This window comes from Streptomyces sp. RK9 (assembly GCF_045070545.1).
GTDB classification, from domain to species: Bacteria; Actinomycetota; Actinomycetes; order Streptomycetales; family Streptomycetaceae; genus Streptomyces; species Streptomyces alboflavus.
Genome location: NZ_CP173703.1, coordinates 4,428,510 through 4,452,314, shown reverse-complemented (window position 1 = coordinate 4,452,314; position 23,805 = coordinate 4,428,510). Strand labels below are relative to the sequence as shown.

The 23,805-nt window shown below is 71.8% G+C and carries 20 protein-coding genes; 10 read left to right on the top strand and 10 right to left on the bottom strand.

All coding sequences use genetic code 11. From position 1 onward, the window contains the following. Window positions 1–29 precede the first annotated feature (29 nt). The 6 genes from AB6L24_RS18145 to AB6L24_RS18120 form a co-directional block, all read right to left on the bottom strand. Window positions 30–1,004 carry a ketoacyl-ACP synthase III gene (locus AB6L24_RS18145; protein ID WP_405656419.1) on the bottom strand — a complete coding sequence of 325 codons (975 nt, stop codon included), beginning with the start codon at window positions 1,002–1,004 and terminating at the stop codon, window positions 30–32. A 120-nt stretch (window positions 1,005–1,124) separates the two neighbouring features. Beyond that, on the bottom strand, window positions 1,125–1,919 hold the full coding sequence (locus tag AB6L24_RS18140; RefSeq protein WP_030356407.1) for an SDR family NAD(P)-dependent oxidoreductase: 795 nt from the start codon (window positions 1,917–1,919) through the stop codon (window positions 1,125–1,127). A gap of 107 nt (window positions 1,920–2,026) precedes the next feature. Then, complete coding sequence (locus tag AB6L24_RS18135) at window positions 2,027–3,061, bottom strand: 3-oxoacyl-ACP synthase III family protein (protein WP_405656417.1); 1,035 nt, start codon at window positions 3,059–3,061, stop codon at window positions 2,027–2,029. A 76-nt stretch (window positions 3,062–3,137) separates the two neighbouring features. Next, window positions 3,138–4,097 (bottom strand): ketoacyl-ACP synthase III, encoded by a 960-nt coding sequence (locus AB6L24_RS18130; protein WP_125264280.1) that lies wholly within the window; start codon window positions 4,095–4,097, stop codon window positions 3,138–3,140. A 10-nt stretch (window positions 4,098–4,107) separates the two neighbouring features. Next, entirely contained in the window at window positions 4,108–5,898 is a 1,791-nt protein-coding gene (locus tag AB6L24_RS18125; RefSeq protein ID WP_405656414.1) for a CoA-transferase, read from the bottom strand. A gap of 41 nt (window positions 5,899–5,939) precedes the next feature. Continuing rightward, on the bottom strand, window positions 5,940–7,256 hold the full coding sequence (locus tag AB6L24_RS18120; RefSeq protein ID WP_405656412.1) for a beta-ketoacyl-[acyl-carrier-protein] synthase family protein: 1,317 nt from the start codon (window positions 7,254–7,256) through the stop codon (window positions 5,940–5,942). A 396-nt stretch (window positions 7,257–7,652) separates the two neighbouring features. Here AB6L24_RS18120 and AB6L24_RS18115 point away from each other — a divergent pair, with 396 nt between their 5' ends. Genes AB6L24_RS18115 through AB6L24_RS18105 form a run of 3 tightly spaced genes read left to right on the top strand, consistent with a single transcriptional unit; the run spans window position 7,653 to window position 10,175 of the window. Further along, window positions 7,653–8,840, top strand: a complete 1,188-nt coding sequence (locus AB6L24_RS18115; protein ID WP_405656410.1) for a beta-ketoacyl synthase N-terminal-like domain-containing protein — start codon at window positions 7,653–7,655, stop codon at window positions 8,838–8,840. Window positions 8,841–8,850: 10 nt separating this feature from the next. Continuing rightward, window positions 8,851–9,885, top strand: a complete 1,035-nt coding sequence (locus AB6L24_RS18110; protein ID WP_405656408.1) for a beta-ketoacyl-ACP synthase III — start codon at window positions 8,851–8,853, stop codon at window positions 9,883–9,885. A 59-nt stretch (window positions 9,886–9,944) separates the two neighbouring features. Beyond that, the gene (locus tag AB6L24_RS18105) at window positions 9,945–10,175 is read left to right on the top strand and encodes an acyl carrier protein (protein WP_125264276.1); all 231 of its coding nucleotides are present in this window, start codon (window positions 9,945–9,947) and stop codon (window positions 10,173–10,175) included. Window positions 10,176–10,455: 280 nt separating this feature from the next. On the opposite strand, the gene AB6L24_RS18100 is transcribed toward AB6L24_RS18105, so the two are convergent. Then, complete coding sequence (locus AB6L24_RS18100) at window positions 10,456–12,117, bottom strand: MFS transporter (protein WP_405656405.1); 1,662 nt, start codon at window positions 12,115–12,117, stop codon at window positions 10,456–10,458. An 89-nt stretch (window positions 12,118–12,206) separates the two neighbouring features. Here AB6L24_RS18100 and AB6L24_RS18095 point away from each other — a divergent pair, with 89 nt between their 5' ends. From AB6L24_RS18095 to AB6L24_RS18065, 7 genes are all read left to right on the top strand, one after another. Further along, the gene (locus tag AB6L24_RS18095) at window positions 12,207–12,944 is read left to right on the top strand and encodes a TetR/AcrR family transcriptional regulator (protein ID WP_405656403.1); all 738 of its coding nucleotides are present in this window, start codon (window positions 12,207–12,209) and stop codon (window positions 12,942–12,944) included. Window positions 12,945–13,122: 178 nt separating this feature from the next. Continuing rightward, window positions 13,123–13,554 (top strand): hypothetical protein, encoded by a 432-nt coding sequence (locus tag AB6L24_RS18090; protein WP_405656402.1) that lies wholly within the window; start codon window positions 13,123–13,125, stop codon window positions 13,552–13,554. A gap of 232 nt (window positions 13,555–13,786) precedes the next feature. Then, window positions 13,787–14,632: an endonuclease/exonuclease/phosphatase family protein gene (locus AB6L24_RS18085; RefSeq protein WP_405656400.1), complete on the top strand. Its 846-nt coding sequence runs from the start codon at window positions 13,787–13,789 to the stop codon at window positions 14,630–14,632. A gap of 163 nt (window positions 14,633–14,795) precedes the next feature. Further along, complete coding sequence (locus AB6L24_RS18080; protein WP_405656399.1) at window positions 14,796–16,199, top strand: helix-turn-helix domain-containing protein; 1,404 nt, start codon at window positions 14,796–14,798, stop codon at window positions 16,197–16,199. A 377-nt stretch (window positions 16,200–16,576) separates the two neighbouring features. Further along, window positions 16,577–17,539 carry a hypothetical protein gene (locus tag AB6L24_RS18075; protein ID WP_405656396.1) on the top strand — a complete coding sequence of 321 codons (963 nt, stop codon included), beginning with the start codon at window positions 16,577–16,579 and terminating at the stop codon, window positions 17,537–17,539. Window positions 17,540–17,586: 47 nt separating this feature from the next. Then, complete coding sequence (locus tag AB6L24_RS18070; RefSeq protein ID WP_405656395.1) at window positions 17,587–19,110, top strand: amino acid permease; 1,524 nt, start codon at window positions 17,587–17,589, stop codon at window positions 19,108–19,110. Window positions 19,111–19,294: 184 nt separating this feature from the next. Next, a complete protein-coding gene (locus tag AB6L24_RS18065; RefSeq protein WP_405656394.1) occupies window positions 19,295–20,830 on the top strand; it encodes a carotenoid oxygenase family protein in 1,536 nt (511 codons plus the stop codon). 18 nt (window positions 20,831–20,848) lie between these two features. Here AB6L24_RS18065 and AB6L24_RS18060 read toward each other — a convergent pair whose 3' ends face one another. From AB6L24_RS18060 to cseB, 3 genes are all read right to left on the bottom strand, one after another. Beyond that, on the bottom strand, window positions 20,849–21,544 hold the full coding sequence (locus tag AB6L24_RS18060) for an alpha/beta hydrolase (RefSeq protein ID WP_405656393.1): 696 nt from the start codon (window positions 21,542–21,544) through the stop codon (window positions 20,849–20,851). Between the two features lie 134 nt (window positions 21,545–21,678). Beyond that, window positions 21,679–22,995, bottom strand: coding sequence for an ATP-binding protein (locus AB6L24_RS18055; RefSeq protein WP_405656392.1), 1,317 nt, complete (start codon window positions 22,993–22,995; stop codon window positions 21,679–21,681). A 1-nt stretch (window position 22,996) separates the two neighbouring features. Further along, window positions 22,997–23,749, bottom strand: a complete 753-nt coding sequence (cseB, locus tag AB6L24_RS18050) for a two-component system response regulator CseB (RefSeq protein WP_405656391.1) — start codon at window positions 23,747–23,749, stop codon at window positions 22,997–22,999. Window positions 23,750–23,805: the final 56 nt, after the last annotated feature.

Sequence of the window (23,805 nt, the reverse complement as noted above, 5' to 3'; positions counted from 1 at the left end):
GCCACGTATCCCCAGCTCGCTCGGTGCGCTCAGATCCGGTAGAGGAGGCTGCCCCAGCACCAGACCCCGCCGCCGATGGACGGGGACAGGACCAGGTCGCCGGATTTCACGACGCCGCGCTCGCGCAGCTCGGAGACCGTGGTGGGGATGGAGGCGCTGGAGACGTTGCCGCGGAAGGAGAGGTTGGTCAGGACGCGTGCCGGGTCCGCGCCCAGGTTGTGCTGGATGCCCTTGGCGAGCGGCTCGGTCCCGGAGTGCGGGATGAGCCAGTCGATGTCGCCGATGGTCAGCTTGTTGCGGCCGAGGATCTCCTCGACGGTGTCGGCGATGTGCGCGAGGGCGACGTCGTTGAGGTCCGGGTGGCTCTTGACCCAGCCCTTGTCCCCGCCCGCCGCGGACATGTTGGCGAGGCTGCCGTCGCTGTGGAACACGGAGTCGATCAGCCCCGGCGTGCCGCCGGGGGTCGCCTCCAGGACGACGGCACCGGCGCCGTCGGAGACGAGCATCGAGCCCTTGGAGCCGGGCCGCACCCGCCGGGTGACGCGCTCGGTGGTGGCCACGAGTGCCTTGCGGTAGCCGGTCGGTGAGGTGAGGAACGAGGCCGCGGTGTGCACCGCCTGGATGAACCCGGCGCAGGAGCCGCACACCTCGAAGGCCATGGAGCCCTTCATGCCGAGCTCCGCCGCGGTCAGCGCGCCCACCTCGTGGACGTAGTTGCGGTCCGTCCAGTGGCTGACGATCACCACGTCGATGTCGTCGGCGTCGACGCCGGACTCCTCCAGGGCCTGCCGGGAGGCCTCCGCCGCCATGAGGACGGGCGTCTCCTCCTCGGTGGCCCGATAGCGGGTGCGGACGCCGACCCCGCCGATGACGCGGTCCTCCACGACGCTCGTCGTGGCATCCTCCACGCCCTCGTTGTGTATTTCCTCGGAGCCGAAATAGTGGCCGAATCCGGTGAAACGTATTCCGGCGTCTTCCCAGATGCCGTGGTGGCCTGTCGTCATGGACGGAAAACTAGTGGCGTCGGCATTCGACTGCATCTGGCCTCCAGTACTCGATGATTCATTGCGCGGGTACTCGACGTACCCCACTCATGGCGCGTTCGCCCGGCCCCGCATATTCCGTCAGGGCACCCAGCCGGGCGGCCCGCCGCCGTCGACGCGAATCACGGAACCGGTGACGTAGGGGTTTTCCGCGGCGAAGCACACCGCGTCCGCGATCTCTTCCTCGGCGCCCCAACGGCCGAGTGGGACAAAGCGCTTGAGGCCGTCCATGTAGTGGGCGTGGCGCGGGAAGGCGGTGCTCTTCTCCCGCAGCGCCTCGCCGTCCATGACACCCGGCGCGACGGCCGCCACCCTGATGCCGTAGGGGCCGAGTTCATAGGACCAGGTGCGGGTCAGCGCCTCCACGCCCGCCTTCGCCGCGGTGTACGCGGACTGTCCGTAGGCGCCGGCCGCGAGGCCGGAGGAGACATTGACGATGGCGCCCGCCACCTGGTGCCGGACCATGCTCGCCGCGGCCTCGCGCCCGACGAGGAACACCCCGGTCAGGCACAGCCGCAGCGTCTTCTCCCAGTCGTCGAGGGGATGCGTGAGCAGCTCGGCGGCGCTCTCGTCGCGCGGTTTGCGCAGCAGCAGGCGGGACAGGTTGCGGCCCGCGTTGTTCACGCACAGATGCAGGGGCTGGTCCGCCGTCAGCTCGGCGAAGACCTCCCGGACGGACTCCTCCGACGTCACGTCGGCGCGCACCGCCCGCAGGTCGAGGCCCTCGGCCTCGGCCATGGCCCGCACCTTCTCGAGGCGGCCCGGGTCGAGGCCGAGGACCGTGGTGCGCCACCCCCGCTCGGCCAGCATCCGGCCGACGGCCAGGCCCAGGCCCCGGGTGCCCCCGGTCACCAGCGCGTTCCTGGAATCGGACAAGACCGTTCACCTCTCGCTCTCGGGTTCAGCCGCGGTCCGGCGCTCTCCGGCATCGCGCCTCATGGGTACGGCGATTCGCTGGTAAGGCGATTCGCCGGTACGACGACTCACTGGTACCGGAAAACCATGGCGCCCCAGCTGAGTCCGCGCCCGATGCTGACGCCGAGGAGCAGTTCGCCGGGTTTCACCGTGCCGTCGCGCACGTATTCCGAGAGCGCGCTCGGCATGCCGACGCTGGAGGTGTTTCCGCGCCGCGGCAGGTTCAGGAGCATGCGTTCGCGCGGAATGCCGAGACGGTCCGCCATCGGGTAGAGGAGATTGGTGTTGGCCTGATGGGGAATGCACCAGGAAATCTGTTCCGGTGACAGGCCGTTGCGCTTGAGGACCGTCTGTCCGGCGTCGACGAGCATGTCCGGGGTGACCTCGGAGAGCACTCCCCCGCGCATCACCATCTTGTCGTTCTCGTCGATGTCGAAGGCGTCGTAGTAGCGGCCGTCGGCGCGCAGGACCACGTCGATCAGCCCGCTGCGGGTGGGAAGTCCGTCGGCGCCGCCGCCCACGGAGTCGCCACGCCGCCAGACCGCCGCCGCGGCGCCCGCGCCGAACAGCGCGGAGTTCTTGAAGTCGAAGTTCAGGATGGCGCGGGGGCTCTCGGCGCACACCACCAGGGCGGTCCTCGCACCGGTCGTCGCGAGGAGGCCGCGGGCCACCACGCTCGCGTACAGGAACCCCGCGCAGGCCACCGCGGTCACGTCGAAGGCGAACGCGTCGCGGGCACCCAACTGCCGTTGCACCGGCAGGGAGATGTCCATGTAGTTGTTGCCGATCGAGGACGGGTTGGCGCGCGGCCGCGCGGTCGCGCTGGTGCCGACGATCACGTCCACGTCGGAGATGTCGAGGCCGGCGTCGTCGAGGGCGGCCCGCGCCGCCTTGACGCCCATCTCGGCGAACCGCTCCTCGGGGCCTGCCCAGTGGCGGGTCTCGACGCCCGTGTACGTGCGGATCCAGGTGTCGTCGACGTCGAGTCCCGGCAGTTGGGCGAAGTGGTCGTTGGTGACCGGCTCGCCGGGGAAGTAGTGGCCGACGCCGCTGAGCACGACCGGCGGACCGCCGTTGTCGAGCGGTGACTGGGTTTCGGACATGGGGGAGGTCCTTTCCTCGTCTTCCCGTCGTGTGCGTGCTGTCTCGTCTCGGAGCCGGGGTCTCGGAGCCGGCGTCTCAGAGCTGGTAGAGCAGGGCTCCCGAGAACCACCCCGCGCCGGCCGCGGGCGACAGGATCACGTCGCCCTTGCGCAGTTCGCCGGACTCGGTGAACTCCGACAGCGCGCTCGGGATCGTCGCGCTGGTCGTCTGGCCGCGGGTGCGCAGGTTCGTCAGGACCATCGCGGGATCGGCGCCGATGCGCCGGATGAGTTCCTCGCTGATCCGCGTCGAGCCCGGATGCGGCACCACCCAGTCCACGTCGGCGATCGTCATTCCGGCGCGCCGCAGGACCAGGTCCGTGGCCTCGCCCGCGGTCGCCGCCGCGACCTGCGCGATCGAGGGCAGGCTGACCGTCCAGCCGTCCTTGCCGCGGGCCTTGGAGACACCCGCGTGCTCGCCGTAGCTGAGCACGACGGAGTCCCGCAGCCGCGAGTCGTCCGGCGGCCCGGCCTCGATCACGGCCGCGCCCGCCCCGTCCCCGCCGACGTAACTGCCGCGCCGTCCGGGCTTGAGCCGCTGTGAGAACTGGTCGGAGCAGACCACGAGCGCGCGCCGCCACTGGTGGCTGGTCAGCATCGCCGCGGCCGTCTGCACGGAGTGCACGAAGCCGACGCAGGCCGCGCACACGTCGAAGGCCAGGGCCCGCCCGGCGCCGAGCCGCATCGCGATCCGGGGCGCGTCCTCGGGCGCGTACCTGCGCTGCGACCAGGAGGAGAAGACCACCAGGTCGAGGTCGGTCGCCTCAAGTCCGGCGTTGCGCAGCGCGTGCCGTCCGGCCTCCACGGCCATGTACGGCACGGTCTCCGTGTCGTCGGACAGGTGCCGCCGCTCGACGCCGAGGTCGGGGCCGAGGACCGCCGCCTCCATCTCGGGCGCCTCGGGCAGGTCCGCCGGGATCTCCTCGCAGTGCCGCGGGAAGTAGTGCCCGAAGCCTCGGAAGGACAGGCCCTTGCCCATCCAGATGCCACCGCTCACACCGTGCTCCTCACCTGTAGTGACCCTGCGGGTCGAGACTGCGCAGCCAGGCGATCTCCGCCTCGGTGACCTCCGGTTCCGGGGTGCAGCCCGCGCTGCTCACGGGCCATCGGGTCAGCGTCGCCACGGCGTCCTCGGGCCGGGTGGGCCCGTCGCCGCCGGGCGGCAGCCAGGTGGCGAGCCGGAAGGGGCCGGGGACGTCCGTGCCCGCCTCGTCCTCCGTGCGCCGGAACCGGCCGAAGTGGCTGACCACTTCGCGCACCCGGGTGCCGGGGCTGGTCACATAGGCGACGCGCTCGACGAACTTGCGCGGCGACGCCGTGGAGAGGACCAGGCAGTCGGTGCTCGTGGCGATGTCGTTGGCGCCGCCGGAGCCGGTCAGCCAGCGGCCGTCGGCGAGCAGGCTGGTGTTGACGTTGCCGTCCGCGTCCACCTCACCGGCGGCGAGGACGCCGAGGCAGCGCGGGTTCGCCGACACCATGCCGCCGAGGATCTCGGGGATGCCGCCGAGCTGCTGGGAGCGCGTGGCGTGCAGCTGGCTGAAGAGGAAGACGTCACCGGGCTCGGGGTCCGTGGCGTAGAAGCCGAGTTCGGCGCAGACCGGCACCCGGATGCCCCGCTCGCGCAGCAGCGCGGCGGCCAGCCAGGCGGCCAGGTGGGACACGCCGATCCCGGCGAGCAGGGTGTCGTAGTCGCCGCTGGTGACCCGCTCGACGATGGCGCGTGCCCCGAGGACGACGGTGCGCTCCGCGCGGGTCACCGGCTCGGCGGTCGCGGGCAGAGGGGGCGGGGCCAGGGGTTCGCGCGGGGTCAACGGCTGGGTGGCGAGCGTCAGTTCGGCGCGTCGCGCGGCGCCGAGCTTGCGCACGTACTCGGTGTGTCCCGCCGGTTCCTCGACCCACTCGCGGTACCACTCCTTGGCCCCGTCCTCGGTGGCGAGGCGCTCGACCAGCTCGGTGAGGAAGACGTAGTCGTCGCGGTAGCCCACCAGGTCGCCGCTCTCGTCGCCGGTGGCCAGGCCGCGCAGGGACTGCGGGTGGGCGCCGAGCGGCGCCTCGCACAGGGCGATGACGCGCTGTCCTGGGATGACGACCCGCTCGGGGTGCGCGTCGACGAAGTCGTCCGGCACGATGCGCTCCACCGTGGCGATCACGCCCTGTTCGGCGGCGTACGCGGCCCAGGGGCCCTCGCCCGCGGGCGGCACGAGCACGATGTTGCCGCGCCGGTCCGCGCAGGCGCCGTGCACCAGCGTCAGGTCCGGACGCAGCCGCTCCACCAGGGCGAACGGCCGCTCCCCCGGGGCCGGTTCGCCCACCCGCAGGTACTTCGCCCCGGCGTCGGGCCGCGCGTCCGGGGCGTCGGCGGTGAGCCCGCGCTCCAGGTCGCTGCCGACGAGCGAGGACGTCACGGCGTACGGCAGCCCGGTGGCCCCGGCCATCAGGCGCTGCGTGAAGCTGAGCAGGGACCACAGCTCGCAGCTGAACGGGGTGCCGCGGACCAGGTCGCGGTAGAGCGGGTTGGGGCGCGGCGTCGGGTAGGTGTCGCCGAGGAAGCACGTGATCAGGTGCTTCACGGCGCCCGACATGGTCAGCGCGTGCATCGCGGTGTGCGTCGCCGAGGTGCTGACGGTGAACTCGCCCCGGCCCGCGAACTGCCGGGCGAGGGCGTAGACCATGGCGTTGGGCCGGGCCATGGTCATCGCCAGGTGCAGATGCATGCCGGGTGTCACGTACCGGGACACCAGGGAGTCGACGTCGGGGACGACGACGGGGCGGGACACCGTGCCGCTGTGCGTGCTCATGGTCTCCTTCAGGGTTTCGGTCCGCGGGAGCGGCGCACCGGTCACGCGGCGCCCAGGGCGAGCACCGAGGTCTGGCTGCCGATGGCGAAGGCCAGGGACACCGCGAGGTCGGTGCGGGTCGGGCGGGGGCCCTCGGCGACGTGGTCGTGGTCGCACTCGGGGTCGGGGACGGCGCCCGCGTAGTTGGCGGTCGAGCACAGGCACTGGTGGTGCAGGGCGAGCGAGGTGGCCGCGGCGTTCACCATCGAGGCCGCGCCCAGGAGATGGCCGTAGACGGGCTTCACGGAGCTGAGGGGCGGCCAGGCGGACCGCGGCCGGCCCTCGTACAGCGCGGCGAGCATCCGGCTCTCCGCCACGTCGTTCTTGGGCGTGGCGGTGCCGTGCGCGCAGAACCAGTCGACGTCCTGCGGGGTGCGGCCCGCGTCGTGCAGCGCTTCGGTGACGGCCGATGCCGTGACCTGCCCGCTCATGTCCATGCCGAAGGGGTGGGTGGCCTCGTTCAGGGCCCGGTGGGACAGGAAGCGGGCGTAGCCGGAGGCGCCGCGGGCGCGGGCGTGGCTCTCCCGCTCCAGGCACAGGGCGACGGCGCCCTCGCCGAAGGCGAAGCCCTCGCGGTCGCGGGTGTAGGGGCGGATGGCGCGCCGGGGGTCGTCCGACTCGGTCGACAGGACGCGGTTGCCCATCGCCCGGAAGGACTGGAAGACCAGAGGCGTCAGGGGGAATTCGTAGCCCACGACGACCGCGGCGTCGGCGATGCCGGCGCGGATCAGATCGGCGGCGAAGGAGATGGCGTGGTGGCCGCCCACGCAGGCGCTGCTCAGCGTGGTGACGAACCCGCGCACGTCGCCGTAGATGGCGGACAGGGTGGCCGGGGCGCCGGGCATGCCGCGCAGCATGGCGCCGCTGTCGCCGAAGTGGTCCGGGCCGCCGCCCTCCTGGGCCTCGACGCCGTCGGCCGTCAGTGCCTCGCTGACCCACTCCAGGGGGCCGCGCGACGACGAGGCGATGAGGGACAGGCGCCTGGGGTCGATGTCGTCGGATCCGAGTCCCGCGTCGCGGCGGGCCTCCTCCACGGCGGACATGGTGACCAGGGCGTCGCGGGTGTACCGGGAGGCGAACTTCTCGTTCAGCTCCGGCAGGAACTTCCGGTGGTCGAAGTCGCGCAGCTCGCCGGCCGCGCCGACACCGGCCCGTTCCGGATCGACGCGCGTCAGACGGCCGATCCGGGAATTGCCGTCGCGCACGTCCTGCCAGAATTCATTGACGTGGGTCGCGCCGGGGAGCATGACGCCGATACCGGTGACCAGTACCGAGCCCCGGCGGTCTTTCCGTCCAGCGGATCCAGCCAGTTCAGCCATGCGGGAAAACTATCCGGCGGCTTCCCGGGCGACATCGGTCCGCAGGTACCCGGCACAATTCACCGCCGGTACTTGAAGTACCAATTATTGATTGCGGTACTTCCGATACCTGCCGCGGGCGAGAACCGGGTACCGGGGGCCGGTTACGCCCCGCCCCGTCGGCGCCTAACGTCGGCAGCCGTCACCGGCACAGCACGGTGCATCAGCATGCGCCCACTGCGTGCGGGCGACCTGTCGACAGTGGCACGCAACACAGGGAGTCTCATGGCGGACCAGCAGCAGGATTCCGGTCGCGACACATTGATCACGGGCATGGGATTCGCACTGCCAGGCCCTGGCGGACTGTGCGCGACTTCCGCGGAATTCCTGGAAATCGTCTCCACCGGCGCCTGTCACGTGGAAAACAACGGTGTCTTCTTCGGTCAAGTGCGCACCGATGTCGCGGATGTGAAGGAGCGTTATCCCGAACTTCCCGTCAAGGCACTGAAACTCTATTCCCCGGTGCAGTTGCTCGGCCTCACCTCGATGGCGGAGGCCTGTGTCGACGCCGGGCTCGACTGGCGTGCGGGCGCGCTGTCCGAAGCGGCGATCCTCGCCGCCCGCGACGGCGGTGACTGCTGGTCGGCCCAGTACGCCGACATCCTCGCCACGGACCGCGCCAAGGCCACCAAGGACGAGATCAACGAGCTCGGCACCCGGCTCGCCCTCACCGGCATCCCCATGGACGTGGCCAACGTCCAGGTGTCCGTCGTGGCGGGGACAGGCCCCAACTTCACCGTCTCCAACGGCTGTACGTCTTCGGCGGTGCTGCTCGGCATGGCGCAGCGGATGATCGCGAGCGGCGAGGTGGACGTCGCGGTGGTCACCGGCGCCGACGTGTTCGGCCTCGACTTCCTGCGGCACTACGCCGACCTGCTCGACCGCTACGCCGAGCTGAGCGCCGAGGAGGGCGTCACCGTCGACGCCATGGAGGACGCGGCCCTGGCGATGGGCGCGCAGATGCGCCCGTACGACAAGAACTCCCCGGGCTCCAACATGGGCAACGGCTCCATCACGATCGTCGTGGAGAGCCGCGCGCACGCCGAGCGGCGAGGCGCGACGCCCTATGCCCGGATGCTGTCGCAGCGCACCCGGCGCAGCCCGCAGCACAGCGCCTTCGCCATCGACCGGGCGGGCGTCGGCATGGTCCAGGCCGCCCGGGACGCCATGGCGGGCCTGGTCGAGCCGGACCGGATCGACTATGTCAACGGCGGCGCCGAGGGCGACCGCGTCTTCCACGAGACGGAGTCGAACATCGTGCACACCCTCTTCGGGGACCGTGCCACGCGCATGCCCGTGACCGTGCAGGAGGCCTGCTTCGGGCACAACGGCGGGCCGCTCGGCGGCCTCGGCGTGGCGGCCACGTCGCTGATGATCCAGCGCGACCAGGTGTTCCCGACGGCGGGCTGCGTCGACCCCGACGACGCCTGCCTGTTCGACCCGGTGCCGGGCACCACCGCCCGGCCGCTGCGCGTGGAGCACGCGCTGTCCTTCAACTACACCGTCGGCATGGTCAGCAGCGCGATTCTGCTGGGGAAGGCCTGAGGCCAAGGAGATGGACAAGCATCGCACACGCGCGGCCGTCCTGACGGGCGTCGCCGGCTATGTGCCGCCCGGCACGGTCACCAACGCCGATCTTGAGGCCCGGCTCGACACCACCGACGAATGGATCCGCAGCCGCACCGGCATCGCCGAGCGGCACACCGTCCCCCCGGGCACCGCCACCCGCGAACTGGCCGTCGAGGCCGGACAGTTGGCCCTCAAGTCGGCGGGCCGCGACAGCGTCGACTCCGTCGTCCTCGCGACGGCCACCCCGGACCGCCTGTGCCCGGCCACCGCGCCCGAGGTCGCCTCGGCCCTCGGGCTCGGCCCGATCGCCGCGCACGACATCGCCGCCGTGTGCGCCGGGTTCCTGTACGCCCTGTCGGCGGGGGTCGGGGCGATCGCGGCGGGCTTCGCCGACCACGTCCTCGTCATCGGCGCCGAGACGTTCTCCGCCATCGTCGACCCGGAGGACCGGAACACGGCCGTCATCTTCGGCGACGCCGCGGGAGCCGTCGTGCTGCGCGCCGGTGACCCGGACGAGCCGGGCGCCATCGGCCCGATCCGGCTCGGCAGCGACGGCCAGTACAGCGACCTGATCCAGATCCCCGCGGGCGGCGCCCGGCAGCGCTCCACCGGCACCGTGCCCGAGGCCGCCGACCACCATCTGCAGATGCAGGGCCGCAAGGTCTACCGGCACGCCAAGGAGCGCATGACCCAGTCGGCGCTCGACGTCCTCGAGCGCTCGGGATGGGCCGTCGAGGACGTGGACCGGCTCGCGACCCATCAGGCCAACGCCCGCATCAGCGAGGCCGTCGCCGACGAGCTCGGCGTGCCGCGCGACCGGGTCCTGTCCAACATCGAGCACGTCGGCAACACGGCGGCGGCGTCCCTGCCGCTGCTGCTCGCCGACTCCGCGACCCAGGGCAAGCTGCGCACGAACGACCGGGTGCTTCTCGCGGCGTTCGGCGGCGGGCTCGCCTGGGGCGCGGCATCGCTGACCTGGCCGGACGTGACGGCCTTCGCGGCGCACACCTATCGCGGGTGAGGTTCTCCCGGCGCGGCCCCGCGCCGGCCCCACCGACACTGCGCTCCCGGGAGGAAACGGTGTACGAAACGGTCAAGTCCCTGCTCACCAAGGAATTCGACATCTCCGAGGATCAGATCGCCCCGGAGTCCACGCTGGAGGACCTGGGCCTGGACTCCCTGGCCTCGGTCGAGTTCGCGCTCGCCCTGGAGAAGGGTCTCGGCGTGGAGATATCGGACGACGAGGTGGTGGAGCTGGAGCGGCTCGACAAGATCCTGGAACTCGTCGAGCGCCGCAAGCGCGCGTCCTGACGCGGTCGTGCGCCGGCCCATCGAGAGAGCCGCGCGCACGGGCGTGACCACCGACGCAGGACAGCCGGGACCCGTGACGGGCCCCGGCTGTCTCGACGTGCGCCCCGCGCAGGACTCCCCCACGCGCCTCGCCGATCGCTCCCCGCCACGGCCCTCGCGTCGCTCCCACCCGTGTGCCGGGCACCACCCACACGCACGGCCCGCGCGTCGCACCCGCCCATGGATCGGGCGGCTGCGACGCGCGGGCGGTGTACGGCTGCGAGGCGCGGAGCGCCTGCGGTCAGGCCCGGTCCGCGGACTCGGTCCGGTTCTCCGCCGACTCCCCCGGCGCCTGCTTCACCAGGTCCACGCTCCCCTCGGGGTCGCCGTCCGCGCGCTTGGCCCCCGGGGTGAGCCGCCCGGCCTCGCGCGGGATGAACAGGAACACGGCGATCGCCACCAGGACGAGAAGGATGCCGGTGCACAGCGACGTGAACCCGAAGGCGTCCGCGAACGCGTTGTCGGCCTGCCGCTCCAACGCGTCGCCCCCGGCGCCCGGCAGCGCTTTGGCCACCCCGACGGCGTCGGCGATGCCTTCCCGCGCCGCGTCCATGGACTTCTCGTCCACGCCGGGGACGGAGGTGTCCATCTCCCTGCGGAACAGCGCGGACGCCACGCTGCCCATGATGGCGACGCTGAGGCCGTTGCCGAGTTCGTAGGAGGTCTCCTCGATGCCCGCGGCGCCGCCCGCGGTGTCCGCCTCGGCCGTCGACATGATCGCGTCGGACGCGGCCGTCATGGCGCAGCCCGCCCCGGCGCCGATGCCCGCGAGGGCGATGGCGAAGACCCAGTACTCGGTGTCGGGCTTGACGTTCATCAGGACGAAGAACGCCCCGCCGATCAGGCCCATCCCGATCATCATCGCGAACCGCGTGCCGTACCTCGGCACGATGACCGACATGATCGGAGCGCCGATCATGGTGGCGAGGAGGAGCGGCAACAGCCTGAGGCCCGACTCCATCGGCGAGGCGCCGCCGATGAACTGCCAGTGCTGGGTGAGCAGGAGCATCAGGCCGCCCATGCCGAACATGGCGAGGACCACGCTCACGACCGCCACGGAGAAGGCGCGGTTGCGGAACAGCGCCGGATCGAAGAGCGGATCGGGCACCCGGAGCACCCGCAGCACCAGGGCGGTGAGCAGGACGAGGCCGAGGACGCCCGTGATGACGGTCTGGGCCTCCAGGCCCTCCGCGCCGCCGTGCTGGATGGCGTACACCAGCGAGATCAGGCCGGTGACGGACAGGACCGCGCCGATGGTGTCCCAGCGCGGCGGGTTGGGGTGCTTGGACTCCGGCACCAGGGTCACCGCGGCGAACAGCGCGAAGATCATGATCGGCACGTTGATGAGGAAGACCGAGCCCCACCAGAAGTGCTCGATCATGACGCCGCCGACCACGGGTCCGACCGCGGCGCCGGCCGCGGACATGGTGGCCCACACGGCGAGCGCCACCGTGCGCTCTTTGCGATCTGTGAAGACATTGCGAATGATCGACAGCGTCGACGGCATGATGATCGCGGCGCCGATGCCGAGCAGCGCGCGGGCCGCGATCAGCATCTCGGGCCCGTTCGCCCAGGCCGCCGCGGCCGAGGCGAAGCCGAAGACGACGAAGCCCAGGCACAGGAACCGCTTGCGGCCGAGGCGGTCGCCGAGGGTGCCGCAGCTGATCAACAGCCCCGCCACCACGAGCGAATAGACGTCGACGATCCAGAGCAACTGCACCGACGACGGCTCGAGTTCGGTGCTGAGCGTGGGCAGCGCCACGTTCAGCACGGTCAGGTCAAGGGCGACGACCAGCAGGCTCAGGGAGAGAACCCCGAGCACCGCCCACCGGTTCTTCGCCCCGGGGACTTCGCCGCCCCCTCCCTTGTCCCCGCCTTGCCTGTCGTCCACCACGCCATCCATGGCCGGCCTCCTTCGGGATTCCGTCAACTGTGTTCCCGTACGGCATACCATCTATCGTACGTCGTACGAGTCTGCGTTAGCATAGAGACGTGACTGAAACTTCTGGACGAGACACGACACCGAACGGCCCACCTGGCTCGATCTGGCTGCGGGAGCTGAAACAGCGGCCGGCGAAGCAGCCGCTGAGCCGGGAGCAGATCGTGCGGGCCGCAGTGCGGCTCCTGGACGAAGGGGGGGTGCGCAACCTGCGCATGCGACAGCTCGCCGACTCGCTGAACTCGGCGCCGATGTCGCTCTACTGGCATGTGCCGACCAAGGACGACCTGCTGGAACTGGCCATCGACGCCGTCTTTCCCGACCCGCCCACGCCGTCCGGCTCGGGGAACTGGCGCACCGACATCCAGACCTGCGCGACGGACCTGTTCGACGTGCTGCTCGAGCACTCCTGGATGATCGAGCTGATGGGCGGTCATCCCCCGGTGGGGCCCCGGGCCCTCGCCCACACCAGCGCCATCATCCAGATCCTGGAGCAGGCCCGCTTCTCCCCGCGCCAGCTGGACTCCGCGCTCTCCGCGATCTACTACTACACCGTGGGCGCGGCCCTCTCCGAGGCCTCCTGGCAGGCCATGGCCCGGCAGAGCGCCGAGAGCGAGGAGGACTGGGCGAGCCGCCTCGGGCCCTACCTCAGCACGGCCACGCAGGACCATCCGGAATCACTCACCGACTACGTCAAGCGCAGCGCCTCCAGCAGCACGGGCCAGCGCTTCCGTGACGGCCTGGAGTGCATGGTGTCCGGAATGGACCAGATGCGGTCGATGAACTCATGACCGAAACGGACACTCCGCCCGAGCGCCCCGTCCAGGCGGCGTTAAGGAACCGTAAATCCCAACCTCATTGTCCGGTACATCTGCCACGCTCCCGGGATGCCAGTAGCTGCTGACCCCTGCCCGGGGGCACCGGCAGTCAACGACACGCGCCGTATACGGAACCCCAAAGGGGATTGCCATGAGTGATGTGGTCGTGCGTGCCGAGCTTCGAGAGCCGTACGAAGACGAACAGCGCATCCCGGACATCATCCTGGCCAGCCCGCACGAGGCCTGCGACCTGTCCGGCGGAACCGATCAGGTCGGCGAGTTCACCCGCACCCTGGAGTGGGCGTTGCTGCTCCTTCGCACCCTGGAGCGGGACGGCCGCGACCGCGTCCCCGAGGAGGACCTGAACCGCCTGCACTCCCTGGTCCGCGCCCTGGACCAGCGGCTCATCCCGGCCCTCGAGGGCGTCAGGGACGCCGCCGTCCGCCGCTACCGCGAACTCGGCGGCTCCTACGGCGGCCTGGCCAAGGCGATGGGCGTACCGCGCTCCACGGCGCAGACCAGGTCGATGGCCCTCCTCGGCCGCGAACCGTCGGCCCACGAACGCTGGGCCTCCGGCCAGTGACACGGCGGCGCCCACCCGCCGCCGAAGCCACCGCTCGACAACAGGACAGTCCCCCACGCACAGCCCCGGAGCGGCCCTACGCCCGGGGCTGCGTGCTGTGCGGACCGTCGCGCGGCAGGCGGGTGGGACGCGGCGGGATACGCCACACCGCGTGCGTCGCTGATCTCCCCGTCCCATAACCTCGTGCTGGGAGGCGTCGGCTGCGGCGTGTGTCCAGGTGGAGGAGGCGGCGGTGTTCGGAAGGGCCACGCGGTTGCTGGCGGGAGCCTTGACGCTGGCCTGTCTGGTGCTCATCGGCCCCAGTACGCCGAGCGGTGCCCACTTCGCCGGGACACCGCCCGTCGAGCCGGTCAAGGACATCGTGTCGAACCGGGTCATGACGTGGAACATCTGCAACCCCTGCGGCGACGAGAACAACGTCGGCAGGGCGGCGGAGATCGCCGAGTACGCGCCCCAGGTCATCGGGATGCAGGAGGCGTGTGTGCGGGACGTCGAGCGGATCCGGGACTATCTGCGGCATCTGCACGGGCTGGTCTACCACGTCGAGTACGGGTCGGTGCTGCGCAACCGGAGCCGGTGCGGCGGCTGGCCGTGGAGCCCCGGCGGCTTCGGGCAGGCGATCCTCTCGGCGGAGCCGATGACGGACCGCGTGCACGTGGAGTACCCCGAAGGCGGGTCCGAGGACCGCGGGTACATGGCCGTCACCACGAAGGTGGGCGGCCGGAACGTCCGGGTCTTCAACACCCACCTCGCCCAGCGACAACAGCCCGAGTTCCGCGAGAAGCAGGTCGACGTCCTCGCCGCGGCCGTCGCCCGGCACGACCGCGCCATCGTCCTCGGCGACTTCAACGCGGTGCCGGACGCCCCCGAACTCGGCAAGATGTGGCCCCTGGCCACCGACGCGGACCCCCAGTGCCGTCCCGCGCCCACCGGGAGCGGCACCTGTGAGCCGACCACGGACTGGCAGCTCAAGTTCGACTACATCTTCCTGCGGGACATCGCCCCGCTCGAACAGAGCGTGCGCCCCAGCGCGTACTCGGACCACCACCCCGTGTACGCCGACGTGGACGTGAAGTAGGCGCGTCCGGCCGTCCACCCAACCCGAACCGGTGTTCCGCCGCGCCTGTCCGTGGCTGCTTCTCGCATTGCTCCGGTCCGCCAACTCCCCAGCGGGCCCCAGACTCCGTATCGTTCGCCTGTGCACATGATCTGACCGACCCGAGGCGAGTCTGGGAGGACGCATGCGGGGGGACGGCATCATCACCGGGCGGGGAGGGCAGCCCCGGTTAGGGGCGGTGCTGCGACAACGGCGGGAAAGTCGGGGTATGTCGCTGCGTCAGATGGCGCGGCTTCTGCACTACAGCCCCGGCTGGATCAGCCGGGTGGAGAACGGGCGGGCCATCCCCACCGACGATTTGGCCCGCGCCTGCGACGAACTGCTCGCCCTCGACGGCGAGTTGATCGCACTCGCCCGGGCCGACCGGAGCGGCCCCGCCGGACTGCTCCGGCCCGCGCAGCTGCCGCCGGGAGCGTCCGCCTTCGTGGGCCGTCGGGCCCTCCTCCAGGAGCTGGACGTACTCCTCGCGGATGCAAATCGAAGACAGAGCGTCCTGACGGTCGCCCTCGACGGTCCCGCGGGCGTCGGCAAGAGCACGGTGGCGCTCCGGTGGGCCTACGAGATCGCCGACCGGTTCCCCGGCGGCGTGCTGTTCACCGACCTCCAGGGCGACTCCCCCGAAGCACGGCCGCTCGCCGCGGCCGACGTACTCGAACAGTTCCTGACCGCGTTCGGCCTTCCCGCCGACGCCGTTCCGGCGGACGAGGCCGAGCGGGCCGCGGTCTTCCGCAGCATCGCCGTGCGGCGCCCCATCCTCGTGATCCTGGACAACGCCGCGGGCTCACGGCACGTCGAACCGCTGCTCGTCGGCGCGCGCGGCTGCGTCGCCCTCGTCACCAGCAGACGCCGTCTGACCGGGCTCGCCGTCAAGGCGGGCGCCCACCGGCTCTCGGTGCGGCCGATGGACCAGTCGGAGTCCGCCGACCTCCTGAGCGCCGTCGCAGGACCGGAGCGGGTCGCGGCCGAGCCGACGGCGACGGCGGTCCTGGCGCGGCGCTGCGCGCACCTGCCGCTGGCCCTGCGCATCGCCGCCGAGCGCCTCGCCACGTTCCCGCACCGGTCCATCGCCGACGCCGTCGCCGAACTCGCCGACCGGCAGCACCGGTTGAACGTCCTCAGCGACATCGACGACCCGCACCTCGCGGTCCGCGCGGCCCTGTCGTCCTCGTACCGCGCCCTGGACCCCGAGGCCGCCAGGACCTTCCGCCTCCTCGGCCTGTTCCCCGGAGCAACGATCGGCGCGGCCGCCGCGGCCGCCCTCGTGGACCGGCCCCTCGGCCACACCCGGCGCCTCCTGGAGGTCCTGGCCGCCGTGCACCTCCTCGAGGAGACGGGACCCGACCGCTACCTCCGCCACGACCTGCTGCGGGACTACGCCGCCGAGCGCGCCGCCGAGGAGGAGTCGGCGGCCGCGTGCCAGGAGGCCCTGCGCCGACTCACCGCGGCCGAGCAGGCCGCGGCCGCCGACGGGATCGCGAGCCACAACGGTCACGGCGTCCCGCACCGCCGTCTCACGGGCGGCCGGTGATCTCCGCGCTCCGCCGGGCCGTCCGCTGAGGGCGCCCAGCCCATGAAGTGTGCCCAGTCCCGGCCACAGCCATCGCTGCCCGCTGTTGCGCAACGGAGAAACACTGTCGGGCGCCGGACCCGCTGACCACAGTAGGACCGCGTCGTTCCGGGCAGCTCCGGGCGGACCGCGCGTGACCTGCGCGACGTACCGCCGCGCCCGGCCGAGCACCATGCGGCGCCATTCGTCGGTGCGCCACCGCGCCCGAGCACCGCACGGCACAGCATCACCGCGACAGAGCCATCTGAGCCATCTGACCGAGCTTGGGGTGCGAAGAACCTGCCTATGAACGCCAACGACCGGCACATGAACGCCAACGACCCCCGCACCCGGCACGCATGACGTCCGGGCGTCGCCTGGGAGCGCGAAGGAACGCGGCCGGACGGGCACTCGACACGCACCCGGCGCGCGACGACACAGCCCTGCGCCATGTGCTCGAGGACGCCTCGATGGGCCGTTGGGAAGGCCCCCGCGACCTCCTCACGGCCACCGGCGCGAACTGGGACCGCAGGATCTTCCAGCTCCAGGTCCTCGCCGAGGCGGGCGCGCGGCTGCGGTTCGCCGACACCTGGGCCGAGGCGGAACCGCGCTCCCCGCACGCCCTGGCCCTGCTCGCCAACGTGCAGGCCCTGCGCGCGATGATCGCAGGACGCGACGAGGGCCGGACGCTGATGGAGGACGCCTGGCACACCTGCGCCGCCGTGCAGCGGCTGTGGCCCGAGGACGTGGCACCGCTGCTCGTCATGCTCGCGCTGCTGCGCACCCACGCCCCCGACCGCTACACGCTGGGGCACGTGTGGGAGGAGATCAAGCAGCGCGATCCCTGGAACCGCGAGGCCCACCACGAAGTGGTGACGTACCTCTTCGCCCGCAACCACGGCGAGGAGGGAGAAGCCATGTGGTGGGCCGAGGAGCAGGCGGCCGTCGCCCCGCCGGGGCTGCCCCTCGCGGTCCTGCCCCTGGTGGTCCTCGCCGAGGCGCACCGGTCGCGGCAGGAGCGGGCCCGGGACGGGTACGGCCTGACGATCCACCCCTGGGTGGAGTGCCCGACGACCGACCTGGTCCTCGACCGCTGGTGGCGCCATCGCGCGCTCCGCCCGCACGCCTGCTTCGCCGACGACGCCAACTACCTCGCCCACGCCCTGTCGTTCGCGAACCGCCACCGCGAGGCCCAGGAGGTCTTCGACGCGATCGGGCCGTACGCCACGACCGTGCCGTGGTCCTACTGCGGCCCCGCCACCGAACTGTTCCAGCGTCACCGCGCCTGGGCCCACGACCCGCCGCGCGGCCGACGCCGCTAGCACCGCCCGCTCCCCGCCCCCTTTCACAGACCAAGGACAGACGACCCGTGCCTCTTGATGTATCCCGCGTCTCCGACGAGGAACGCCTGAAGCAACTCGGCTACCAGCAGACGCTCTCCCGCTCCATGTCGGGCCGCGCCAACTTCGGCGTCAGCTTCACGATCATCTCCATCCTGTCCGGCTGCATGACCCTGTACGGCTACGGCCTGAACACCGGCGGCCCGGCGGTCATCATGTGGGGCTGGCTGTTCGTCGGCGTCATGACGCTCTTCGTCGGCCTCGCCATGGCGGAGGTGTGCTCCTCGTACCCGACCAGCGCGGGGCTGTACTTCTGGGCGCACCGGATGGCGCCGGAGCGCTCGCGGGCGGCCTGGGCGTGGTTCACCGGCTGGTTCAACACCCTCGGCCAGATCGCCGTGACCGCGGGCATCGACTTCGGCGCGGCGACGTTCCTCAACGCCCTCCTTGACCTGCAGTTCGGCTTCGAGGCCACGCCGGAGCACACGATCATCCTGTTCGGCTGCATCCTCGCCCTGCACGGGGCCCTGAACACCTTCGGCGTGCGCATCGTCGCGTTCCTCAACGAGGTGTCGATCTGGTGGCACGTCCTCGGTGTCGTCGTGATCTGCGGCGCCCTGGCGATCGTCCCCGACGACCACCAGTCGACCAGCTTCGTCCTGGGCGAGTTCGTCAACAACACCGGTTTCTCGTCGAGCATCTACGTGGTGGCCATCGGCCTGCTGATGGCGCAGTACACGTTCACCGGCTACGACGCGTCCGCGCACATGACGGAGGAAACCATCGACGCGGCCACCGCGGGGCCCAAGGGCATCGTCCGCTCGATCATCGTCTCGCTCGTGGCCGGGTTCGTCCTCCTCTTCGGCTTCACCTTCGCCATCCAGTCGTACTCCGGCGCCCTCGACTCGGACACCGGAGTGCCCCCGGCGCAGATCCTCATGGACGCGCTCGGCACCACGGCGAGCAAGTGGATGCTGCTCGTCATCATCGTCGCCCAGCTCTTCTGCGGCATGGCGTCCGTGACGGCCAACTCCCGCATGATCTACGCCTTCTCGCGCGACGGCGCGCTGCCCCTCTCCCGGACGTGGCACAAGCTCAACCCGACCACCCGCACCCCCACCAACGCCGTCTGGCTCGCCACCGGCGGAGCCTTCGCCCTCGGCCTGCCGTACCTGTGGAACAACACCGCGTACGCGGCGGTCACCTCCATCGCCACCATCGGTTTGTACATCGCCTACGTCATCCCCACCTACCTCCGCCTGCGCCAGGGCGACCGCTTCGAACGCGGCCCCTGGCACCTCGGCTCCTGGTCCGGCATCGTCGGCACCATCGCCATCGCCTGGGTCGCGGTCATCACGGTCCTGTTCATGCTGCCGCAGAGCTCGCCCGTCACCAGGGACACCTTCAACTACGCGCCGATCGCGGTCGGCGTGGTCGTCGCCTTCTGCGGCACCTGGTGGCTGGTCTCGGCCCGCAAGTGGTTCCTGAACCCCGACCGTCCCCGCGACGTCTCGGGCGCGTCCGTCCCCGAGCACCACGACGCACGGCGATGACGCGCGCCGCCGCCTCGCCCGCCGACAGTGGGCCCCGGACCCGGTGCCGGGGGTGGTGCTGACGCCACCCGCGCCCGGGCCCCAGACCTCCTGACCCCCGCCCCGTACCGGAGCAGGATTCTCCGTGTCACCAGCGACGACCCCGGCGCGAGCGCCGGGGTCCCGACACGAACGGGGTTGCACGATGACCAGTCAGACGCCCGGTCACACACGGCGCGGGATCCTCCGGGGCGCGACGTTCGCGGCGGCGGCCGGAGTGGCGGGGGGCCTCGGGCTCGGCGGACACGCCCCGGCGGCGCGGGCCGCGACGCCGGGCCCGGCCCGCGCGGGGACGGGCAGGGCAGCGGCGGCGGGGGCGAATCCGTTCCTGGAGGGCGCCTTCGCCCCCGTCACCGACGAACTGACCGCGTTCGACCTCAAGGTCGTCGGGCGGGTGCCGCGCGACCTGGACGGCCGGTTCCTGCGCACCGGGCCGAACGCGCTCGGCATCGAGGACCCGCGGGCGCACCACTGGATGCTCGGCGACGGCATGGTGCACGGGGTGCGGCTGCGCGACGGGCGCGCGGAGTGGTACCGCAACCGGTGGGTGCGCTCCTCGCAGGTGGCGAAGAAGCTGGGCGAGACCTACCCGGGCGAGGTGCCGCCGGACGACTTCGCGTGCAACACGCACGTGATCCCGTACAAGGGGCGTGTCCTCGCGCTCCAGGAGGGCGGGCCGCTGCCGTACGAGCTGGACGGCGACCTGAACACCCTGCGCCCCTACGACTTCCGGTCCACGCTCACGGGCGCGTTCACCGCGCACACCAAGTACGACGCGGCCGCCGACGAGCTGCACGCGGTGGCGTACTACCCGACCTGGGACCACGTCCGGCACATCATGATCGACCGGACCGGCCGTGTCGCGAGGACCACCAGGGTCCCGGTGCCGGACGCGCCGATGATGCACGACTTCGCGCTCACCGAGAAGTACGTGGTGATCGTGGACGTGCCGATCACGTTCGACGCGGCGGCCGCGGAGGCGGGCGCGCCGGTGCCGTACATCTGGAACGACGAACGCCTGATGCGGGTGGGTGTGCTGCCCCGTGCCGGCGGCTCCGCGCGCTGGTTCCAGGTCGACCCGGTGTACTACTCGCACACCCTCAACGCCTACGACCAGGGCGGCTCGGTGATCGTCGACTTCACCTCCATGCCCGCCCCGTTCTACGCCGCCGGGCGCGGCAACGGCGGGCCGTCCGCGACCGGGTCCCCGGCCCTCGACCGCTGGACGATCGACCTGCGCGCGGGCCGCGTCCACAGTTCCCGCGTCGACGACCGCCCGCAGGAGTTCCCCCGCGTCAACGAGTCCCTGATCGCCCGCCGGCACCGCTACGGGTACACGGCCGGCGCGGCCGCCATGTGGACGGCGTACGAGACGGTCGACGGGGTGCCGCCGGACACCAAGTTCACCAACTGCCTGGTGAAGCACGACTTCCTGCGCGGTACGCGGCAGGTGCACCGCTTCCCGAAGGACGCGGCGGCGAGCGAGCCCGTGTTCGTGCCCCGGCGCGGCGCACGGGACGAGGACGACGGCTACATCGTGTCGTACGTCAACGATCCCGACCGGGGCGCGACCGACCTGGTGATCCTGGCGGCGCAGGACTTCACAGGCCGCCCGCCGGCCCGTGTCCAGCTGCCGGGCCGGGTGCCGCTCGGCTTCCACGGCAGCTGGGTGGCGGCGTAGCCGCGCCGGGGCGGGCCCTCAGCCGTGCAGTTCCTCGGCGGCCCGGGCGATCAGGTCGACGACGGGGTCCGGCCGGGAGGCCAGGGAGGCGTGGCCGCAGTCGAGTTCGACGGTCGCGCGCGGGTCGATGCGCGCGGCCATGCGGCGTTCGTTGTCGGGGTGGATCATGCGGTCCTGGGCGGAGACCTGGTACCAGGACGGCTTGTTGCGCCAGGCCGGGGCGGTCACGGTGTCGCCGAAGGTGGAGCCGAGCGGCGCCTTCTGCGTGACGGCCATGACCAGCGCCTCGTCGACGGGCAGGTCCTGGCAGAAGCTCTCGTGGTACTTGTCCTGCTTGATCCACAGGTAGCCGTCGGAGTCGGGGGCGATGTTGTCGACCGCCTCGGGGGGCTTCTCCTGGGTGATCTGTCCGGGGCTCTCGCCCGCGTCGGGCGCGAACGCGGCGACGTAGACGAGACCGCTGACCTGGGGCAGGTCGCCCGCCTCGGTGATGACGGCGCCGCCGTAGGAGTGGCCGACGAGCAGGACAGGACCTGGGAGCTGCTTGACCATCTTGCGGGTGCGCTCGGCGTCGTCGGCCAGCGAGGTGAGCGGGTTCTCCACGGCGTGCAGGTCGGTGAAGCCGCGCTTGTGCAGTTCGACGATGACCTTGGACCAGTGGGCGGCTCCGCCCCAGAATCCGTGGACCAGAACAATCGAGGGCTTGTCCGCCATGATCTCCTACCGTCCTTCAACGGGCGCGATGCGGCCGGTCTCCCCGAGGGCCTCGGCCCACGCTAATCGGGCCCCCTCGCCCCCGCCACCGCTCACCGGAGCGCCGGGCACGTCCGGCGCGCGCCGCCCTCGGATCAGGCGAACCGGTGAGGAAGGTGCAGGGCGGCGACGGCGCCGTGCGGCTCCGCGTTCGAGAGGGTGACGCGGGCGCCGATGACCTGGGCCTGGCCCAGGGCGATGGTGAGGCCCAGGCCGTGGCCGTGGCCGCGTTCGGCGGCGCCGGTGCGGAAGCGCTGGGGGCCGTGGTCGAGGAGGTCGGCGGGGAATCCGGGGCCGTGGTCGCGCACGACGACGGTGACGGCGTGGGTGGCGGTGGCGGTGGCGTCGACGGTGACCTCCACCGGTGGGCCGCCGTGGCGGTGGGCGTTCAGGACCAGGTTGGTGACGATGCGGTCGACGCGACGCGGGTCGGTCTCGACGGTCGGGTCACCGACGACGGTGATCCGGGTGTCGAGACCGGTGCGGCGCACGGACTCGGTGACCAGGTCGCCGAGCGGCACGGGCTGAGCGTCGGCGTGCTCGGCGCCCGCGTCGAGCCGGGAGATCTCCAGCAGGTCGTCCACCAGCGCCCGCAGCACCCGCACGCGGTCCTGGACGAGGTCGGTGGCCTCGCTCTCCGGCAGGAGGGACGCGGAGGTGACGAGGCCCGCGAGCGGGGTGCGCAGTTCGTGGGCGACGTCGGCGGTGAAGCGCTGTTCGCCCCGCAGGCGTTCCTGGAGGGCGTCGGCCATGTGGTCGACGGCCGAGGAGATCTCGCTGATCTCGTCGTGTCCGCGGCTCGCGGTACGCGCGTCCAGGGAGCCGTTCCTGATGCGCCGGGCGGTGCCCGCGACCCGGCGCAGGCGCCGCAGCACCAGTTCGGCGGCGAGCAGCGTGAGGGGGACGACGACGGCGAGGGTGGCGATGGCCGCGTACCGGATGTGCCGGTCGAGCGCCTGCAGGCTGCGTTTCTCGGCGCCCATGTCCATGCGGACGGCCAGGTCGGTGCCGTTGACGCGGGTCGCCGCCCACATGAACGGGCCCTGCAGCGGCCTCCTGGTGTCGTACCAGGTGAGGGGGCCGGGTTCGGAGGCGAGCCGACGGCGCAGCTCGTCCGGCACCTCGTCGCCGATGTCGTAGCCGGGAGTGTCCGAGGGGTTCCGGCTCACGGACCTGCCGTCGCGGAACTCGACCTCGGCCACTTCCAGTTCGCGCAGCGCGGTGCCGCGGCCGATGTTCAGGGACCGCTCCTCGGTGGTCCGGTGCACCAGGACGCCGATGCCCACGGCCATCGCGCAGGCCGCCGCGGCCACTCCCGCGGCGATCTTCCAGCGCAGCGAGCGGAGGTCGACGAGGCGGCGCAGGAACTGCGGGACGGAGGTGCGGGCCTCGTCCGCTGTCGTACGTCCCATGTCAGCGCCGGAACTTGTAGCCGAAACCGCGCACCGTCTCGATGTGATCGGCGCCGATCTTCTTGCGCAGTCGCTGCACGGTCAGGTCGACGACCCGGCTGTCGCCCTCCCAGCCGTAGTCCCACACCTTGCGCAGCAGGGTCTGGCGCTCCAGGACGATGCCGGGCGCGGCCACGAACTCAAGGAGCAGGCGGAGTTCGGTGGGGGTGAGCGCCAGGAGGCGGCCGTCCGCGCGGACTTCGAGGCCGCGGGTGTCGACGGTGAGGTCGCGGAAGGTGAGCAGGCCGCCGTCGTCGGGCGCCGGGGCGTCGGCCGTGGCGGGTGCGGTGTAGGTGGCACGGCGCAGCAGGGTGCGGATGCGGGCGACGAGGACCGTGGTGTCGACGGGTTTGACGATGTAGTCGTCGGCGCCCGCCTCCAGGCCCGCGACGACGTCCAGCGCGTCGCCGCGCGCGGACATCATGAGGATGGGGGCCTGGCTCGTCTCGCGGACCCGGCAGGACAGGCCGATGCCGTCGAGGTGGGGCAGCATGACGTCGACCAGGAGCAGGTCGTGGTGGCCGTCCCGGAACATCTCCAGGCCCGTGAGCCCGTCGGGGGCCGTGGCCACCTCGTAGCCGTAGCGCTCCAGGGCCATGCCCACGGACTTGCGGATCGTGTCGTCGTCCTCGATCAGCAGGACGCGCACGGGGGCGGCGGGGCCGCCTTCCCGGGGTGCGGGGCGTCCCGCCGGTTCGTCGTGGAGCTGTGGCATCTCGTCACCTGAGGGTCGTTGCGTACGGGGTCCTGACCCGCTGATCACGACGGTAT

Coding starts and splice junctions, on each gene's coding strand:
- AB6L24_RS18145 (WP_405656419.1), bottom strand. CDS start 1,004: ATGACGACAGGCCACCACGGCATCTGGGAAGACGCCGGAATACGTTTC.
- AB6L24_RS18135 (WP_405656417.1), bottom strand. CDS start 3,061: ATGTCCGAAACCCAGTCACCGCTCGACAACGGCGGTCCGCCGGTCGTG.
- AB6L24_RS18125 (WP_405656414.1), bottom strand. CDS start 5,898: ATGAGCACGCACAGCGGCACGGTGTCCCGCCCCGTCGTCGTCCCCGAC.
- AB6L24_RS18120 (WP_405656412.1), bottom strand. CDS start 7,256: ATGGCTGAACTGGCTGGATCCGCTGGACGGAAAGACCGCCGGGGCTCG.
- AB6L24_RS18110 (WP_405656408.1), top strand. CDS start 8,851: ATGGACAAGCATCGCACACGCGCGGCCGTCCTGACGGGCGTCGCCGGC.
- AB6L24_RS18100 (WP_405656405.1), bottom strand. CDS start 12,117: ATGGATGGCGTGGTGGACGACAGGCAAGGCGGGGACAAGGGAGGGGGC.
- AB6L24_RS18090 (WP_405656402.1), top strand. CDS start 13,123: ATGAGTGATGTGGTCGTGCGTGCCGAGCTTCGAGAGCCGTACGAAGAC.
- AB6L24_RS18080 (WP_405656399.1), top strand. CDS start 14,796: ATGCGGGGGGACGGCATCATCACCGGGCGGGGAGGGCAGCCCCGGTTA.
- AB6L24_RS18075 (WP_405656396.1), top strand. CDS start 16,577: ATGACGTCCGGGCGTCGCCTGGGAGCGCGAAGGAACGCGGCCGGACGG.
- AB6L24_RS18065 (WP_405656394.1), top strand. CDS start 19,295: ATGACCAGTCAGACGCCCGGTCACACACGGCGCGGGATCCTCCGGGGC.
- AB6L24_RS18060 (WP_405656393.1), bottom strand. CDS start 21,544: ATGGCGGACAAGCCCTCGATTGTTCTGGTCCACGGATTCTGGGGCGGA.
- AB6L24_RS18055 (WP_405656392.1), bottom strand. CDS start 22,995: ATGGGACGTACGACAGCGGACGAGGCCCGCACCTCCGTCCCGCAGTTC.
- cseB (WP_405656391.1), bottom strand. CDS start 23,749: ATGCCACAGCTCCACGACGAACCGGCGGGACGCCCCGCACCCCGGGAA.